Annotated in this window: 12 protein-coding genes, 1 tRNA gene and 1 pseudogene; 1 reads left to right on the top strand and 13 read right to left on the bottom strand. The window is 67.5% G+C overall.

Features of this window, described 5'->3' with window-relative positions:
• The 10 genes and pseudogenes from VN779_RS00915 to VN779_RS00870 all read right to left on the bottom strand — a co-directional run.
• Positions 1 to 1,650 (bottom strand): annotated as a pseudogene (locus tag VN779_RS00915) (DNA-directed RNA polymerase subunit beta'); the annotation flags it as partial.
• A gap of 134 nt (positions 1,651 to 1,784) precedes the next feature.
• Positions 1,785 to 5,255 carry a DNA-directed RNA polymerase subunit beta gene (rpoB, locus tag VN779_RS00910; RefSeq protein WP_349260578.1) on the bottom strand — a complete coding sequence of 1,157 codons (3,471 nt, stop codon included), beginning with the start codon at positions 5,253 to 5,255 and terminating at the stop codon, positions 1,785 to 1,787.
• An 842-nt stretch (positions 5,256 to 6,097) separates the two neighbouring features.
• On the bottom strand, positions 6,098 to 6,481 hold the full coding sequence (gene rplL, locus VN779_RS00905) for a 50S ribosomal protein L7/L12 (protein WP_349260576.1): 384 nt from the start codon (positions 6,479 to 6,481) through the stop codon (positions 6,098 to 6,100).
• A 45-nt stretch (positions 6,482 to 6,526) separates the two neighbouring features.
• A complete protein-coding gene (rplJ, locus tag VN779_RS00900; protein WP_325719144.1) occupies positions 6,527 to 7,126 on the bottom strand; it encodes a 50S ribosomal protein L10 in 600 nt (199 codons plus the stop codon).
• A gap of 414 nt (positions 7,127 to 7,540) precedes the next feature.
• Positions 7,541 to 8,413 carry an LppX_LprAFG lipoprotein gene (locus VN779_RS00895; RefSeq protein WP_325719142.1) on the bottom strand — a complete coding sequence of 291 codons (873 nt, stop codon included), beginning with the start codon at positions 8,411 to 8,413 and terminating at the stop codon, positions 7,541 to 7,543.
• A 280-nt stretch (positions 8,414 to 8,693) separates the two neighbouring features.
• Positions 8,694 to 9,404 (bottom strand): 50S ribosomal protein L1, encoded by a 711-nt coding sequence (rplA, locus tag VN779_RS00890; RefSeq protein WP_325719141.1) that lies wholly within the window; start codon positions 9,402 to 9,404, stop codon positions 8,694 to 8,696.
• Between the two features lie 139 nt (positions 9,405 to 9,543).
• The gene (rplK, locus tag VN779_RS00885; protein ID WP_325719140.1) at positions 9,544 to 9,975 is read right to left on the bottom strand and encodes a 50S ribosomal protein L11; all 432 of its coding nucleotides are present in this window, start codon (positions 9,973 to 9,975) and stop codon (positions 9,544 to 9,546) included.
• 212 nt (positions 9,976 to 10,187) lie between these two features.
• On the bottom strand, positions 10,188 to 10,940 hold the full coding sequence (gene nusG / locus VN779_RS00880; protein WP_349260577.1) for a transcription termination/antitermination protein NusG: 753 nt from the start codon (positions 10,938 to 10,940) through the stop codon (positions 10,188 to 10,190).
• Between the two features lie 161 nt (positions 10,941 to 11,101).
• Positions 11,102 to 11,482: a preprotein translocase subunit SecE gene (secE, locus tag VN779_RS00875; protein ID WP_325719139.1), complete on the bottom strand. Its 381-nt coding sequence runs from the start codon at positions 11,480 to 11,482 to the stop codon at positions 11,102 to 11,104.
• 134 nt (positions 11,483 to 11,616) lie between these two features.
• Positions 11,617 to 11,689, bottom strand: a tRNA-Trp gene (locus VN779_RS00870).
• 239 nt (positions 11,690 to 11,928) lie between these two features.
• Between VN779_RS00870 and VN779_RS00865 the strand changes: the two genes are divergently transcribed.
• On the top strand, positions 11,929 to 13,143 hold the full coding sequence (locus VN779_RS00865; protein WP_325719136.1) for a pyridoxal phosphate-dependent aminotransferase: 1,215 nt from the start codon (positions 11,929 to 11,931) through the stop codon (positions 13,141 to 13,143).
• A gap of 98 nt (positions 13,144 to 13,241) precedes the next feature.
• On the opposite strand, the gene VN779_RS00860 is transcribed toward VN779_RS00865, so the two are convergent.
• The 3 genes from VN779_RS00860 to VN779_RS00850 form a co-directional block, all read right to left on the bottom strand.
• Complete coding sequence (locus VN779_RS00860) at positions 13,242 to 14,759, bottom strand: MFS transporter (protein ID WP_325719134.1); 1,518 nt, start codon at positions 14,757 to 14,759, stop codon at positions 13,242 to 13,244.
• Positions 14,760 to 14,901: 142 nt separating this feature from the next.
• On the bottom strand, positions 14,902 to 15,462 hold the full coding sequence (locus VN779_RS00855; RefSeq protein WP_325719132.1) for a TetR/AcrR family transcriptional regulator: 561 nt from the start codon (positions 15,460 to 15,462) through the stop codon (positions 14,902 to 14,904).
• Positions 15,463 to 15,540: 78 nt separating this feature from the next.
• Positions 15,541 to 16,599, bottom strand: a complete 1,059-nt coding sequence (locus tag VN779_RS00850) for a UDP-N-acetylmuramate dehydrogenase (RefSeq protein ID WP_325719131.1) — start codon at positions 16,597 to 16,599, stop codon at positions 15,541 to 15,543.
• Positions 16,600 to 16,721 lie beyond the last annotated feature (122 nt).

Genomic DNA, 16,721 nt, shown 5'->3' with positions numbered 1-16,721 from the left:
CTCCGCGGACAGCGGCAGGTGCACGGCCATCTGGTCGCCGTCGAAGTCCGCGTTGAACGCGGTGCACACCAGCGGGTGGATCTGGATCGCCTTGCCCTCGACCAGCTGCGGCTCGAAGGCCTGGATGCCCAGGCGGTGCAGGGTGGGCGCGCGGTTGAGCAGCACCGGGTGCTCGGTGATGACCTCTTCCAGCACGTCCCACACGACCGAACGGGCCCGCTCGACCATGCGCTTGGCCGACTTGATGTTCTGCGCGTGGTTCAGGTCCACCAGGCGCTTCATCACGAACGGCTTGAACAGCTCCAGCGCCATCGCCTTGGGCAGGCCGCACTGGTGCAGCTTGAGCTGCGGGCCGACCACGATGACCGAACGGGCCGAGTAGTCGACGCGCTTGCCCAGCAGGTTCTGCCGGAACCGGCCCTGCTTGCCCTTGAGCATGTCGGACAGCGACTTGAGCGGCCGGTTGCCGGGACCGGTGACCGGGCGTCCGCGACGGCCGTTGTCGAACAGCGCGTCCACGGCCTCCTGCAGCATCCGCTTCTCGTTGTTCACGATGATCTCGGGCGCGCCGAGGTCGAGCAGCCGCTTGAGCCGGTTGTTCCGGTTGATCACGCGGCGGTACAGGTCGTTGAGGTCCGAGGTGGCGAACCGGCCACCGTCGAGCTGCACCATCGGGCGCAGGTCCGGCGGGATGACCGGGACGCAGTCCAGCACCATGCCGTTGGGCGAGTTGTTGGTCTGCAGGAACGCCGAGACGACCTTGAGGCGCTTGAGCGCCCGGGTCTTCTTCTGGCCCTTGCCGGTGCGGATGACCTCGCGCAGCGACTCGGCCTCGGCGTCCAGGTCGAAGGTCTCGAGCCGCTTCTGCAGCGCGGCCGCGCCCATGCCTCCGGAGAAGTACAGGCCGAAGCGGTCCCGCATCTCGCGGTACAGGATCTCGTCGCCCTCGAGGTCCTGGACCTTGAGGTTCTTGAACCGGCTCCAGACCTCGTCGAGGCGGTCGAGCTCGCGCTGCGCCCGGTCGCGGATCTGCTTCATCTCCCGCTCGCCGGACTCGCGCACCTTGCGCCGCTGGTCGGCCTTGGCACCCTCGGCCTCGAGGGCCGCGAGGTCCTCTTCCAGCTTCTTCTGCCGGCCCTCGAGCTCGGCGTCGCGCCGCTGCTCGAGCTGCTGGCGCTCGACCGAGACCTTGGCCTCGAGCGAGGGCAGGTCACGGGTGCGCCGCTCGTCATCCACCCAGGTGATCATGTAGGCGGCGAAGTAGATGACCTTCTCCAGGTCCTTCGGCGCCAGGTCCAGCAGGTAGCCGAGGCGGGAGGGAACGCCCTTGAAGTACCAGATGTGCGTGACCGGCGCGGCCAGCTCGATGTGGCCCATCCGCTCACGGCGCACCTTGGCGCGAGTGACCTCGACGCCGCAGCGCTCGCAGATGATGCCCTTGAACCGGACCCGCTTGTACTTACCGCAGTAGCACTCCCAGTCCCGGGTGGGACCGAAGATCTTCTCGCAGAACAGGCCGTCCTTCTCGGGCTTGAGTGTGCGGTAGTTGATGGTCTCCGGCTTCTTCACCTCGCCGAAGGACCACTGGCGGATGTCCTCCGCGGTGGCAAGTCCAATGCGGAGCTCGTCGAAGAAGTTGACGTCAAGCACGTGTGTCAATCCTTATGGTTCGTCCCGCTTCGAGGAGGAAGTCCCGCGGCGGGAACAAGTGAATCCATGATTCGGGAGGCTCTGGCCGCCGGCCTGGCACGCGTGTTGCCGTGCGCCGGGCCGGCGGCCGAGACTCAGACTTCTTCGACGCTGCTCGGCTCCCGCCGGGACAGGTCGATACCCAGCTCTTCCGCGGCGCGGAAGACGTCCTCGTCCGTGTCGCGCAGCTCGATGTTGTTGCCGTCCGAGGAGAGGACTTCCACGTTCAGGCACAGCGACTGCATTTCCTTGATGAGCACCTTGAAGGACTCGGGGATGCCCGGCTCGGGGATGTTCTCGCCCTTGACGATGGCCTCGTAGACCTTCACTCGGCCGAGCACGTCGTCCGACTTGATGGTCAGCAGTTCCTGCAGCGCGTAGGCGGCTCCATAAGCCTCGAGCGCCCACACCTCCATCTCGCCGAACCGCTGGCCGCCGAACTGGGCCTTACCGCCCAGCGGCTGCTGCGTGATCATCGAGTAGGGGCCGGTGGAGCGGGCGTGCAGCTTGTCGTCCACGAGGTGGTGCAGCTTGAGGATGTACATGTAGCCGACCGAGATCGGGTACGGGAACGGCTCGCCGGAGCGCCCGTCGAACATCCGCGCCTTGCCGGTGCTGCCGACCAGCTGCAGCCCGTCGCGGTTGCGCAGGGTCGAGCCGAGCAGTCCGGTGATCTCGTCCTCGCGGGCGCCGTCGAACACCGGGGTGGCCACGTTGGTGCCCGGCTCGGCCTCGTCCGCGCCGATCGCGCGCAGCTGGTCCTTCCAGGGCTCGTCGTTGCCCTCGACCTTCCAGCCGGTCTTGGCCACCCACCCGAGGTGGGTCTCCATGACCTGGCCGGGGTTCATCCGGGAGGGGACGCCCAGCGGGTTGAGGATGATGTCGACCGGGGTGCCGTCCTCGAGGAACGGCATGTCCTCCTGCGGCAGGATCTTGGCGATGACGCCCTTGTTGCCGTGCCGGCCGGCCAGCTTGTCGCCGTGGGTGATCTTGCGCTTCTGCGCCACGTACACCCGGACCAGCTGGTTGACGCCCGGCGGCAGCTCGTCGCCCTCGTCGCGATCGAAGATGCGAACGCCGATGACCTTGCCCTCTTCGCCGTGCGGCACCTTGAGGGAGGTGTCACGCACCTCGCGGGCCTTCTCGCCGAAGATCGCGCGCAGCAGCCGCTCCTCCGGGGTCAGCTCGGTCTCACCCTTGGGCGTGACCTTGCCGACCAGGATGTCGCCGGGCACCACGTCCGCGCCGATCCGGATGATGCCGCGGTCGTCGAGGTCCGCGAGCACTTCCTCGGAGACGTTCGGGATGTCCCGGGTGATCTCCTCGGGGCCCAGCTTGGTGTCACGGGCGTCGACCTCGTGCTCCTCGATGTGAATCGAGGAGAGCACGTCCTCCTGCACCAGTCGCTGGGAGAGGATGATCGCGTCCTCGTAGTTGTGGCCCTCCCAGGGCATGAACGCCACGAGGAGGTTCTTGCCGAGCGCCATCTCGCCCTGCTGGGTGCACGGGCCGTCGGCGAGCACCTGGCCGGCCTCGACCCGGGCGCCCTCGTCCACGATCACCTTCTGGTTGAAGGAGGTGCCCTGGTTCGAGCGTTGGAACTTGGCCACCCGGTAGGTGGTCTGGGTGCCGTCGTCGTTGGCCGTGGTCACGTAGTCGGCGGTCACCTCGGTGACCACGCCCGGCTTCTGCGCGGAGACCACGTCGGCGGCGTCCACCGCGGCGCGGTACTCCATGCCGGTGCCGACCAGCGGGGCCTCGCTGCGCAGCAGCGGCACCGCCTGGCGCATCATGTTCGCGCCCATCAGGGCCCGGTTGGCGTCGTCGTGCTCGAGGAACGGGATCATCGCGGTGGCGACCGACACCATCTGCCGCGGCGAGACGTCCATGTAGTCGATCTCGCTGCCGGAGAGGTAGTCCACCTCGCCGCCGCGGCGGCGCACCAGGACGCGGTCGTCCGCGAAGGTGTCGTCGGCGGTCAGCGTGGAGTTCGCCTGCGCGATGATGAACCGGTCCTCCTCGTCCGCGGTGAGGTAGTCGACCTGGTCGGTGACCCGGCCGTCGACGACCTTGCGGTACGGGGTCTCCACGAAGCCGAACGCGTTGATCCGGCCATACGAGGCGAGCGAGCCGATCAGGCCGATGTTCGGGCCTTCAGGGGTCTCGATCGGGCACATGCGGCCGTAGTGCGAGGGGTGCACGTCACGCACTTCGAAGCCGGCCCGCTCACGCGAAAGTCCGCCGGGGCCGAGCGCCGACAGACGCCGCTTGTGCGTCAGGCCGGAGAGCGGGTTGGTCTGGTCCATGAACTGGGACAGCTGGCTGGTGCCGAAGAACTCCTTGATGGAGGCGACGACCGGCCGGATGTTGATCAGGGTCTGCGGCGTGATCGCCTCGACGTCCTGGGTGGTCATCCGCTCGCGCACCACGCGCTCCATGCGCGCGAGGCCGGTGCGGACCTGGTTCTGGATCAGCTCGCCGACGGTACGCAGGCGGCGGTTGCCGAAGTGGTCGATGTCGTCCACCTCGACCACGATGGTCGGCGCGCCCTCGCGGGCCGGGGCCATCTCGCTCTCGCCCGCGTGCAGCTTCACCATGTAGCGGATCGTGGCGACGATGTCGTCCACGGTCAGCACGCCCTGGTCCAGGCCCTGGTCCACGCCGAGCTTCTTGTTGATCTTGTACCGGCCGACCTTGGCCAGGTCGTAGCGCTTGGAGTTGAAGTACAGGTTCTCCAGCAGGTTCTGCGCGGCCTCACGCGTCGGCGGCTCGCCCGGACGCAGCTTGCGGTAGATGTCGAGCAGCGCGTCGTCCTGGGTGGCGGTGTGGTCCTTCTCCAGGGTCAGCCGCATCGACTCGTAGTCGCCGAACTCCTCCAGGATCTTCGCGTCGTCCCAGCCGAGCGCCTTGAGCAGCACGGTGACGTTCTGCTTGCGCTTGCGGTCGATGCGCACGCCGACGGTGTCGCGCTTGTCGATCTCCAGCTCGAGCCAGGCGCCCCGGGACGGGATCACCTTGGCGTTGAAGACGTCCTTGTCGCTGGTCTTGTCGACCGAGCGCTCGAAGTACACGCCGGGCGAGCGGACCAGCTGGGAGACGACGACACGCTCGGTGCCGTTGATGATGAAGGTGCCCTTGTTGGTCATGAGCGGGAAGTCGCCCATGAAGACCGTCTGGGACTTGATCTCGCCGGTCTCGTTGTTGGTGAACTCGGCGGTGACGAACAGCGGAGCGGCGAAGGTGAAGTCGCGCTCCTTGCACTCGTCGATCGAGTACTTGGCCGGCTCGAAGCGGTGGTCGCGGAAGGTCAGCGACATCGAACCGGAGAAGTCCTCGATGGGCGAGATCTCCTCGAAGATCTCCTCGAGGCCCGAGGCGGTGGGCACGTTGAGGCCCTGGGACTGGGCCGCGGCGACGCGGTCCTTCCACACCTGGTTTCCGACCAGCCAGTCGAAACTCTCGGTCTGCAGTGCGAGGAGGTTGGGAACCTCAAGAGGCTCGCGGATCTTGGCGAAGGAGACCCTGCGGGGGGCGGTGCTGGAGGCGTTCTGGTTAATACCGTTCACGGCGTGCGAGGCGACGGTGGCCAAGGTGACGGGGTCCTTCCGAGGGCTCGGACTCACTGCGCGCCGCCGGGGGGCCGTTCACTGCCCCGCGGGAATGACGCTTCGGACATCGGTCGGCTTGGTCGGTGGAGGAGTGACCGGCCGATTCCGGAGCGTGCGGGGAGGACAGAAGGCAGCGCAAACGAGCAGTGTAGCCGAAAGGCCAACTGCTGTCGAGCCCGGCTCGGGGACTTCTCAAAGTCCCAGGTCAGCGGCTACCGGGCCGCAGTGGGGCGGTCCTCAACGCCCCTCTGCCCGTTTCGGGCCGTCCTAAGCCACCTCGGACGTCCCGGATGCGCGCGTACGGAGCCCTCGGAAGGCCGCCGCGCGCAGTGGGCTAGCTAACTCAGGGAGCAAGCTACTCCTCGCCGCCGACAAGGACTCGAACGCAAGTCCTCGCACCGGTCCGACTCGACCCGCGCCGCGGCCCCGGCTTTGCGCTGCCTTGGGACCGGTCGCGGTGCAACCAGACGTCCGAAGAATCGCGCGCCCAGGGCTTTTCGTCAAGAGTTACCGGACGCCAGGAGTGTCTACCGGCCGGTCAGGGGCCGACCTGCATGATCGACCGAGCGGCGGACCCGGTGCGCACTCACTCGCGCGAGTGACGATTTTGGCTCTTTCGGGTGCACAGGGCCATCAGTGTATGGAAATGCAGTGCGGCATGCGAGAGGGGGAGCGCACACGGTATCTATTTGGGTACACAACACGCCCGTGGGGGCGCGATCCGAAACGGATCGCGCCCCCACGGGGAGGTTTAGCACCGGCGAAAAGTGCTCACCGGACCAGCCAAACCGTTGACAGCGTTACTTGACGGTGACGCCGGCGCCGACTTCCTTGAGCGCGGCGGCAGCCTTCTCCGCGGCCTCCTTGTTGACCTTCTCGAGCAGCGCCTTGGGCGCGCCGTCGACGAGGTCCTTGGCCTCCTTAAGGCCCAGCGAGGTCAGCTCGCGCACGACCTTGATGACCTGGATCTTCTTCTCGCCCGCGGACTCGAGGATGACGTCGAACTCGTCCTGCTCGACGGCTTCCTCGGCGGCGGCGGCCGGGCCGGCCTGCACGACCGCGGCGGCCGGGGCGGCGGCCTTGACGTCGAAGGTGTCCTCGAACAGCTTCACGAACTCGGACAGCTCGATCAGCGTCATCTCCTTGAAGGACTCAAGGAGCTCTGCGTTGCTCAGCTTCGCCATGACGGCGTTCCTTTCGGTGATACGGCTTCGGGGGGTGGGGCGGGACTACTGCTCGGCGGGCGCATCGGACGGCGCGGCGTCGGACGGCTCGGACGCGTCAGACCCAGCGCTGTCAGACCCAGCGGCGCTGCCCTGCTCGACCTTGGCGCGCAGCGCGTCCGCGGTGCGGGCGAACTGCGAGAGCGGCGCCTGGAAGAGCGCCGCGGCGTTCGCCAGCGTCGCCTTCATCGCGCCGGCCGCCTTGGCCAGCAGAACCTCGCGCGACTCAAGGTCGGCGAGCTTGGTGACCTCGGCGGCGGACAGCGGCTTGCCGTCCATCACCCCGCCCTTGATCACCAGCAGCGGGTTGGCCTTCGCGAAGTCACGCAGCCCCTTGGCCGCCTCCACCGGGTCGCCCTTGATGAAGGCGATCGCGGAGGGGCCGGCGAGCAGCTCGCCCAGACCGGCGATGCCGGCCGCGTCGGCGGCCCGCTTGGTCAGGGTGTTCTTCACGACGGCGTACTGGGTGTCCGCGCCCAGGGAACGACGCAGCTCCTTGAGCTGCTTCACGGTGAGCCCGCGGTACTCGGTCAGCAGCGCCGCGTTGGAGCCACGGAACTGCTCCGTGATCTCCTCGACGGCGGCCTGACGCTCAGTCTTCGCCATGGCCCTCCTTCCGGGACGGTCGGTTTACTCGACCGCCGGCCTCGCGAAGGCCCGTTCACCGGTGCGCGCGATTCGCCTCAGCAGCGAAAGGCTGGCCGGAAAACGGAAAAGCCCCGGCGCAAGCGCACGGGGCGAACCGCGTCACCAGCGTGCTCGAAGGCACGGTCGGACGCGAGGAACCACTCCACACACCTGCGCGGGCCGCCTGCTCGATGCCGTTCCCAAGGGCGGCATCGGACAGGACCTTCGGCGGTCAGTCCGTCCGGCGTGAACCGGGCAGGCTGGCGCGACCAGCGGTCATCGGATTGGTCCCAATGTACGCGACCGCCGGGCCGGGACCAAATCGGCTTCAGGCAAAGCGGATCGGTCCCGGCCCGGCGGTCGGTGCGCAGTTCGAAGCTGCGGTCAGGGTGCTCAGCTGGAGCTGGGACTCGCGGTCAGGTTGCCCATGATCGAGCTAAGGTCGCTGACCTGATCCGCCGGCGGAGCGGAGATCGACACCGGTTGACCCCAGCCGGACATGTGCAGGTCTACCTTCACCGCGCCCGTGGCGGTGTTCGAGCTGACCGTCTCGCGCACCGGCAGGCCGCTGGAGGCCACCCACACGTCAATGGTCTCGGTGGTCACGCCCGCGGTCTTCATCAGTGACTTGAGCTGTGCGACCTGGTCAGGCGTCAGGTTCTTCGCCGCGACCGAGCTGTCGAACGCGGTAGCCGCGTCGACGGTGCCCGAGTAGTGCTCCGCCTGCACGCCGTCGACGGTTTCGGTGCCGACCTTGCGCAGGTCACCGGAGGCCAGCAGCGGCTCGAGTTGCTGCGTCGGGTCGGTGTTCTTCGCCGAGTCGAGCATGGACTGGACGCTGGAGCCGAGCGAGCCGAGCGCGGACATGTCGAGCTTCGCCCACGGCTTGCCGCCGAGCATCGAGCTCAGCTGCGGAATCTTCATATAGATCGTGTTGCCGACCAGCACCTCGGAGATGTTCATCTGCGAGCTGCTCATCGTCATGGACATCTCGGTGGCGGGGCTGAACTGCTCCTGCGCGTCGAGTGTGCCGCTGAACGAGGAACTGGAGATGGTGCCGGTGACGTGCACGGTCTTGTCGTTCGACGCCTTGGTCAGGGCGGCCTTGATGAAGGCGGCCGGAGAGAGCTGCGCCGCGCCAGAGTTCCCGCTGCCCGCGTTCGCCGAACCACCCGCGTTCCCCGAACCGCCGCTGCTGGTGCATCCGGCGACCGCGGCGAGCCCGACGGCCGCCGCGCCCGCTATGAGGCCGATTCTCTTGAGCATGAGCCAGAACCCTCCCATGGTGAGGGGTACCTCCCCGCACCGGTTCACGATCCACGCTACGCCGGTGCGCCGAGCCGGGGAGGCCCCACAGAGGACTGAAACCGTACAGCGACAAATGCCCGAAAGTGCAGGCCGCATCTGTCCGAAAAGGCAAAGGTGCAGCAAAGCGGGGCGTGCAGCAAAACGGCGGCCCTGCTGCCACACCGGGAAACCGGTGTGGCAGCAGGGCCGTCAGAGGCTTGTCGCGCCCGGTCCCGGCTCGCGGGACGGACGCGTCGCGTCAGGACTCGTCGGTGAGCAGCGAGCGGGTGCGGTTCGGGTCCACCGGGACGCCGGGGCCCATGGTGGTGGTGAAGGTGACCTTCTTCAGGTACCGGCCCTTGGCGGCGGACGGCTTGACCCGCAGCACCTCGTCGAGCGCGGCGGCGTAGTTCTCCACCAGCTGCTCGTCGGAGAACGAGGTCTTGCCGATGATCAGGTGCAGGTTCGCGTGCCGGTCGACCCGGAACTCGATCTTTCCGCCCTTGATCTCGTTGACCGCCTTCGCCACGTCCGGCGTGACGGTGCCGACCTTCGGGTTCGGCATCAGGCCGCGCGGGCCGAGCACTCGGCCGAGGCGGCCGACCTTGCCCATGAGGTCGGGGGTGGCGACGACCGCGTCGAAGTCGAGGAAGCCCTTGGAGACCTGGTCGATCAGCTCGTCGGCGCCGACGAAGTCGGCGCCGGCCGCGCGGGCGGCCTCAGCACGGTCGCCGGTGGCGAAGACCAGGACCCTGGCGGTCTTACCGGTGCCGTGCGGGAGGATGACGGTCGAGCGGACCATCTGGTCGGCCTTGCGGGGGTCCACCCCGAGCCGGAGGGCGACCTCGACGGTCGCGTCGAACTTCACCTTCGAGGTGGACTTGGCCAGCCGCACCGCTTCGAGGGGGCTGTAGAGCGCCTCGTGGTCGATCGTGGCGGTAGCCGCCTTGTAGTTCTTGCTGCGCTGCATTTCTCTGCTCCTGAGTTCTGTTACCGGCAGTCGTGGTCGCTGCGGGCCGCGCGAGGCCCTACCACGGGTTCGGCGAGGGGTGCGGGACCGGAAGGCCCTGCGCCGCGTCAGTCCTGCGCTGTGTCAGTCCTGCGCCGCGTCAGTCCTGAACGGTGACGCCCATCGAACGCGCGGTGCCGGCGATGATCTTCGCCGCGGCGTCGATGTCGTTGGCGTTCAGGTCTTCCATCTTGACCTGCGCGATCTCCCGCACCTGAGCCTGGGTCAGCGTGCCGACCTTGGTCTTGTGCGGCACCGCGCTGCCCTTGTCGAGGCCGGCGGCCTTCAGGATGAGCCGGGCGGCCGGCGGGGTCTTGGTGACGAAGGTGAAGGAACGGTCCTCGAAGACCGAGATCTCCACCGGGACGATCTGCCCGCGCTGCGCCTCGGTGGCCGCGTTGTACTGCTTGCAGAACTCCATGATGTTGACGCCGTGCTGGCCCAGCGCGGGGCCGACCGGCGGGGCCGGGTTCGCCATTCCGGCCTTGATCTGCAGCTTGATGATCGCTGCGAGCTTCTTCTTGGGAGGCATGCTCCGGGTCCTTAACTCCTGGGAATGCCGCGTGACGCGGCACACGAAAGCCCCTGGCGCCTCGCCAGGCACCGAAAGGGGCCATGGAACAGCTCTCTAGGTTACCCGAACGCCGCGGCCCCGACCAAAACGATGATCGGGACCGCGACGAGTATCAGGCTATTGCGTCCAGTTGAACCGGACAGTACGGATCGTCAGATCCGCTGACAGCGCTAGTTCTTCTGGATCTGGGTGAAGGACAGCTCCACCGGGGTCTCCCGGCCGAAGATCTCCACCAGGCCCTTGATCTTCTGCGAATCCGCGTTGATCTCGTTGATGGTCGCCTGCAAGGTGGCGAACGGGCCGTCGATCACGGTGACCGAGTCGCCGACCTCGAAGTCCAGCACCTTCACCTCGACCGGGGCCTTGGGCGTGCCCTCCGGCTGCGGCTGGTCCGCCATCAGGATCTTCGCCACCTCGTCGGTGGTCAGCGGGAACGGCTCATGCGCGTTGCCGACGAATCCGGTCACCCCGGGGGTGTTGCGTACCGCGCCCCAGGAGTCCGGGGTCAGGTCCATCCGGACCAGCACGTAGCCGGGGAACTTGTTCTGCTTGACCTTCTTGCGCTGGCCGTTCTTGACGATGACGGCCTCCTCCATCGGCACCTCGATCTGGAAGATGTAATCCTCCATGTTGAGGGACTGGATCCGAGTCTCCAGGTTCTGCTTCACCCGGTTCTCGTAACCCGCGTAGGAGTGCACGACGTACCAGTCGCCGGGGGCCCGGCGCAGCGCCTCGCGGAACTCGTCGAGCCCGACCGGCACCTCCGGCTCGGGCGCGTCTTCGGTCAGTGCGTCCTCGGTCAGCACGTCCTGCGCCTGCTCGGCCGGAGCCTGCTCGGTCTCGACGGATTCCTCGGCCTCAAGACCGAGACCGGGATCGGCCGCGAAGGGGTCCCGCTCGTCGTACTGCGCCGATTCGGTCATCTCGGACACTGCGGCCTCTACTTCCTTCTGCTCGCGTCTGCACCGTGGGATGCGACACGCCGCTGCGCGCCGACATCACACCTCACTGGTTCCAGACTAGCCGGTAACGGCGAGGCGAACCGCCGTACCTGGACTACGCAGCAGGCGAAGGGCCGCCGGGCTCAGCCGAAGACGGCCTGAACGGCGTGCGTCAGACCGAAGTCGAACAGCGCGATGATGCCGATGATGCAAAGCACGAACACGATGACCACCGAGGTGTACGTGCCCAGCTCGGTGCGGGTCGGCCAGACGACCTTCCGCAACTCGGCGACGATCTGCCGGTAGTACAGCGCGGGGGTGGCCCGCTTCTTGCGCGGGGCGCTCTTCTCGGCCGCCGACTTGGCCCTCGCCCGCGACTTGACCTTCTCCGCGCGGCGCTCAGATCGTGATTTTTTGCCGCGCTCGTCGGTCTTTTCGGCAGCCTTTCGCGGCGCCGCGTCTCGCGGCTCTACCTGCGCGGAGGCCCCGTCCAGGTCCTCGGCGTCGCTGCGCGTCTGGCTCACCAGCTACCTCACCCTGATTTATCCGTCTTAGTTGCGCCGTGCACCGCACAGCGTACGACGCAAGCCGCGCCAGGGCCACCTTCACTTGTGAAGGCCGCCCTGGCGCGGCTGTTGCCTGCTCGAAGTATCTCTCGCAGGGCCGGAGGGACTTGAACCCCCAACCCCCGGTTTTGGAGACCGGTGCTCTGCCAATTGAGCTACGACCCTAGGCGTCGTCCTTGGATCGCCGGAGGTGACCCCGACGAGGACACGGAGAGTCTAGACGGTACGCAGTCGGTCAGTCGAATGGGTACTGGCGAACGAGTGCCGGCAAATGCGGTCCCACTACGCGTCTACTCTGCAAACCTCGCTGCAAGCACCGGTCCGGAGATGACACCATGTGCGGTGTCGCCGGCCGACGTAGACCGCGGCGCAATACTGCAGCAACGACAGCTGGAGCCCGTGCCATGACCCAGTCCCCCCTTCCGCGCATCTCGCACCGCATCGGCTCGATCGCCGAGTCCGCGACCCTCGCCGTGGACGCCAAGGCCAAGGCCCTCAAGGCGGCCGGCCGGCCGGTGATCGGCTTCGGCGCGGGCGAGCCCGACTTCCCGACGCCCGACTACATCGTCGAGGCGGCCGTGAAGGCGGCGCAGGACCCGAGATACCACCGCTACACCCCGGCCGGGGGACTGCCGGAACTGAAGGCCGCGATCGCGGCGAAGACGGTGCGCGACTCGAAGGTGGTGTTCGAGCCGGGCCAGATCCTGGTCACCAACGGCGGCAAGCAGGCCATCTACAACGCCTTCGCCACGTTGCTCGACCCGGGCGACGAGGTCATCGTGCCGACCCCGTTCTGGACTACGTACCCCGAGTCCATCCGGCTGGCCGGCGGTGTCCCCGTCGAGGTGCTCGCGGACGAGGACGCCGGGTATCTGGTCACCGTCGAGCAGCTTGAGGCGGCCCGTACCGAGCGCACGAAGGTGCTGCTGTTCGTTTCCCCGTCGAACCCGACCGGCGCGGTGTACTCCCCCGCTCAGGTCGCTGAGATCGGCCGCTGGGCCGACGAGCACGGCCTGTGGGTGCTGACCGACGAGATCTACGAGCACCTGGTCTACGGCGACGCCGAGTTCGTCTCGATCCTGGCCGCCACGCCGTCGCTGGCCGACCGCTGCGTCGTGGTGAACGGCGTGGCGAAGACTTACGCGATGACCGGCTGGCGGGTGGGCTGGCTGGCCGGGCCCGCCGACGTGGTGAAGGCCGCGACGAACCTCCAGTCGCACGCCACCTCGAACGTGTCGAACGTGTCGCAGATCGCGGCGCTCGCGGCGGTGTCCGGCGACCTGTCGGCGGTGCATGAGATGCGGGTCGCCTTCGACCGGCGCCGGCAAACGATCGTGAAGATGCTCAATGAGATCGAGGGCGTCGAGTGCCCCGAGCCGTTCGGCGCGTTCTACGCCTATCCGTCGGTGAAGGGCGTGCTGGGCAAGGAGATTCGCGGCAAGCAGGTCACCACCTCGGCCGAGTTGGCCACGGTGATCCTGGACGAGGTCGAGGTGGCGGTCGTGCCGGGTGAGGCCTTCGGTCCTTCCGGTTACCTGCGGCTTTCCTACGCGCTCGGCGACGACGATCTGATCGAGGGTGTCTCCCGGATCCAGGAACTGCTGTCCGAGGCGAAGTAGCGCGCGGCGAGGGCTGGCACTTGAGGGCCGATTCCGGTGGCAGTCCACCGGAATCGGCCCTCGTTTTCGTGCTCGGCTCGTGCGTCGCGGCGTGAAACTTACGCGGCGTTGACTACTTCAGCCTGCTTGCTGCGATTCGGCACGAACCACATCGCGAGCGAGGCGACCAGCAGCACGCCGGCGCCGGTCCACACGGCCGGTTGCAGACCGTTGATGAAGTGCTGCGCGGCGGAGAGCGAGCGGGTCGGTCCGTAACCGCCGCGGGCCGCGAAGATGGCGCCCATCACCGCGATGCCGAGCACGCCGCCGAACTCGCGGATCGCGTTGTTGATGCCGGAGGCGATGCCCTCTTCGTGCCGCCGTACCGAGCCGAGCACGAGGTTCGCGATCGGTGCGAAGAACAGCGCGTTGCCGATGCCGCCGAGGATCAGGCCGGGCAGCAGGTGCGAGTACGGCGTGCTGACCGCGGTCACGTCCGCGAGCCAGGCCAGCGCCCCAGCTTGGAACAGCAGGCCGACCGCGACGATCGCGCGCCCGCCGATGCGGTCCGAGAGCAGGCCGGCCAGCGGCGCGATCACCATCGGCATCGCGGTCCACGGCAGCATCCGCACCCCCGAGGCCAGCGGCGAGTAGCCCCAGATCAGCTGGAAGGTCTGCACCAGGAAGAAGACCGAGCCGAACATCCCGAAGAACATCAGCAGCGAGGCGAGGTTGATCAGCGGGAAGGAGCGGCCGCTGAAGAGCCGCAGCGGCAGCATCGGGTGGTCGGTACGCCCCTCCCGCAGCACGAACCCGGCCAGGCCGAGCGCGCCGACCAGGAAGCCGCCGAGCACTTCCGGGTTGGTCCAGCCGATTGAGCCGCCGCGGATCAGGCCGAGCACGATGCCGAACAGACCGAGGCTGACCAGGGCGTTGCCGATCAGGTCCAGGCGCTGGGCCGGGCCGCGGCTCTCGGTGAGCCAGAACCGGGACAGCGGCACGATGACCACGCCGATCGGCACGTTCAGCCAGAAGATCCACTGCCAGGAGGCGTTCTCCACCACCGCGCCGCCGATCATCGGGCCGACCGCGATCGCGAGTCCGGCCAGCGCGCCCCAGCCGCCGATGGCCAGTCCGCGCCGGGCCGGTCGGACGGAGGCGGACAGCAGGGTCAGGGTGAGCGGTACGACGATCGCACCGCCGAGGCCCTGGACCGCGCGGGCGGCGATCAGGACTCCGATATTCGGGGCCAGCGCGGAGGCGACGGAGGCGAGGGTGAACAGGCTCAGGCCGAGCGAGAACAGCCGGCGGCGGCCGAAGCGGTCGCCGAGGGTCGAGCCGGTCAGCAGGAAGACGGCGAACGTGAGGGTGTAGGCCGAGATGGTCCATTGCAGACCCTGTAGTCCGGTGTGCAGCGAGCGCTGGATGGAAGGCAGCGCTGTGGTGACGACCAAGTTGTCGAGCTGCGCCATGAACATCGCGACGCCGGTGATGACGAAGGTGCGGATCGGGCGCCCGACGGTGGCTTCAGCAGCAGCCTGAGCGGCCCTGGCGGCGAGGCCGGCCTGCGCTCCGCTTTCGGGCGGGTGCGCGGCCGCGGTAGGTGTGGTGACGGCTCCGTCTTCTATAACGCTCATCGTTTTCCCCTCCGATGAATAGTTATCAGTCACTAACTTTGATTGCTAGTAATCGGTCACTAATTTAAGTAATGCTGAAGCTGCCGCTCCGTCAGATCGTCTTAGTGCGAAGCGCTTGAATGCGGACGTGCGTGCGATGAATTCAGTTGTGCGGGCGTCCGGTGTGCGCCTTCAGCGCGTCCAGAATCGGAATCCACTGATCGTCCGTGCCGTCCAGCCGCCCGGCGGCCGCGATCACGTTGCAGAGCATGCCCTTGGCGATGAAGATGGCCCGATCCTCAATCGGCAGCCCGGAAAGCTTCTCGATCTCTTCCCAGATGTCTTGCAGACAATGCCGGGTTTGGCGCTGGACGTCCTCGTCGTAGCAGGCCGCGAACGTCTGCAACTGCATCAGCAGCCACTCGCGGTGCGTCGTCAGCTTTTCCTGATAGGCCAGGCCCATCGCCTCAAGCGCGTCGTAGCCGGTCTTGCCACCCGCCGCGTCGCGCAGCAGGCCCAGCGTGTCGTTCATGTTCTTCTCGCTGGCCGCGAGGAAGAGGTCCTTCTTCGTCGGGAACAGGCGGAAGAGGTAGGGCTGCGAAACCCCGACGCGCTCGGCGATCGCCGCCGTCGTCGCGCCCTCATAGCCGAAGCGGGCGAACACCGTGATCGCCTCCGCGATCACCTGCGCACGCCGGTCCTCGGCTGACATCCGGGGGCTCACGACCCGCCTCCTTTCGGCTTCTGTTCCGCGCTCGCGGGCGGCGGTCCCGCCCACAGAAGCTAAGTTAGTGAGCGATAACTACCATGTCAAGCCCCCGACCAGAACGGGCTCGGGCACGAGCCGGATGCCGAAGCGTTCCGCGACGCCATCACGCACGTGCGCGGCGAATCGCAGCAGGTCAGCCGTAGTGGCGCCACCGCGGTTCGTGACGGCGAGGGTGTGCTTGGTGGAGAGGGTGACGGGTCCGGAGCCGTAACCCTTGGCGAAGCCGGCTTGATCGATGAGCCAAGCGGCGAGCACCTTGATCCGGCCGTCCGGCTCCGGGTAGTGCGGCGGCGGTGTCTCGCAGCGCGCCTCGAACGCGGCGAAGCCTTCCGCGTCCAGGATCGGGTTGGTGAAGAACGAACCAGCGCTCCACGTGTCGTGGTCCGCTTCGTCCAGCACCATGCCTCGCCGACGCCGCTGTTCCAGCACGGCTTCACGCACGGACTTGAGCGGTGCGCGCTCGCCGATCTCCAGGCCGAGCGCCGTCGCCACGTCCTTGTAACGGATCGGGGCAGAGAGACCGCCGCTGTCGGTGAGCTGGAAATGCACGCGCGTGACGACGTACCGACCAGCGCCCTGATGTACCGCGTCCTTGAACACGCTATGCCGATACGTGAACGCGCAATCGGCGTTGTCCAGCAACACCATCTGCTTCGCGATGCGGTCGTAAGCGTCGACCATGACGATGGTCTGACTAACATCCTGGCCGTACGCACCGACATTCTGAATAGGCGTCGCGCCAGCCAAGCCGGGGATACCTGAAAGGCATTCGATGCCTGAGAGACCTTCGTCGACGGCTTGCGCAACGGCGTCGTCCCAAGGCACTCCGGCAGCTACCGAAAGCAGACTGTCCTGGAAAGTCACGCCGGCGGTCGCGATACGCACCACGGTGCCGCGGTACCCCTCGTCGGCGATGACGACGTTCGAACCGCCGCCGAGGATAAGCAGATCATCGCCGTGCCCCTCCACGTCGCGGATCGCGGCGATCAGGTTCGCGTCCGTATCCGCGGTGAAGAAATGATCGGCTGGGCCGCCGAGCCGCAGCGTCGTGTACGGCGCGAGCGTGACGTCGTGCTCGTATCCGGCGGTCATGGCAACCGGACGACGGCGACCGAGCGGCCGAGCACCTTCTGGCCCGCGCTCACCGCGGTCAGCTCGACGCGCACCTTGTTGTCCTCGAGCAGCGCGCTGATCTTCCCGGACACCTCGATGCT

This window comes from Actinocrinis sp., from assembly GCF_035605935.1.
Classification (GTDB): domain Bacteria; phylum Actinomycetota; class Actinomycetes; order Streptomycetales; family Catenulisporaceae; genus Actinocrinis.
The sequence above is the reverse complement of the archived record's forward strand: the minus strand, read 5'-3'. Positions and strand labels throughout refer to the sequence as shown.

Coding starts and splice junctions, on each gene's coding strand:
- rplL (WP_349260576.1), bottom strand. CDS start 6,481: ATGGCGAAGCTGAGCAACGCAGAGCTCCTTGAGTCCTTCAAGGAGATG.
- rplJ (WP_325719144.1), bottom strand. CDS start 7,126: ATGGCGAAGACTGAGCGTCAGGCCGCCGTCGAGGAGATCACGGAGCAG.
- VN779_RS00895 (WP_325719142.1), bottom strand. CDS start 8,413: ATGCTCAAGAGAATCGGCCTCATAGCGGGCGCGGCGGCCGTCGGGCTC.
- rplA (WP_325719141.1), bottom strand. CDS start 9,404: ATGCAGCGCAGCAAGAACTACAAGGCGGCTACCGCCACGATCGACCAC.
- rplK (WP_325719140.1), bottom strand. CDS start 9,975: ATGCCTCCCAAGAAGAAGCTCGCAGCGATCATCAAGCTGCAGATCAAG.
- nusG (WP_349260577.1), bottom strand. CDS start 10,940: ATGACCGAATCGGCGCAGTACGACGAGCGGGACCCCTTCGCGGCCGAT.
- VN779_RS00865 (WP_325719136.1), top strand. CDS start 11,929: ATGACCCAGTCCCCCCTTCCGCGCATCTCGCACCGCATCGGCTCGATC.
- VN779_RS00860 (WP_325719134.1), bottom strand. CDS start 14,759: ATGAGCGTTATAGAAGACGGAGCCGTCACCACACCTACCGCGGCCGCG.
- VN779_RS00850 (WP_325719131.1), bottom strand. CDS start 16,599: ATGACCGCCGGATACGAGCACGACGTCACGCTCGCGCCGTACACGACG.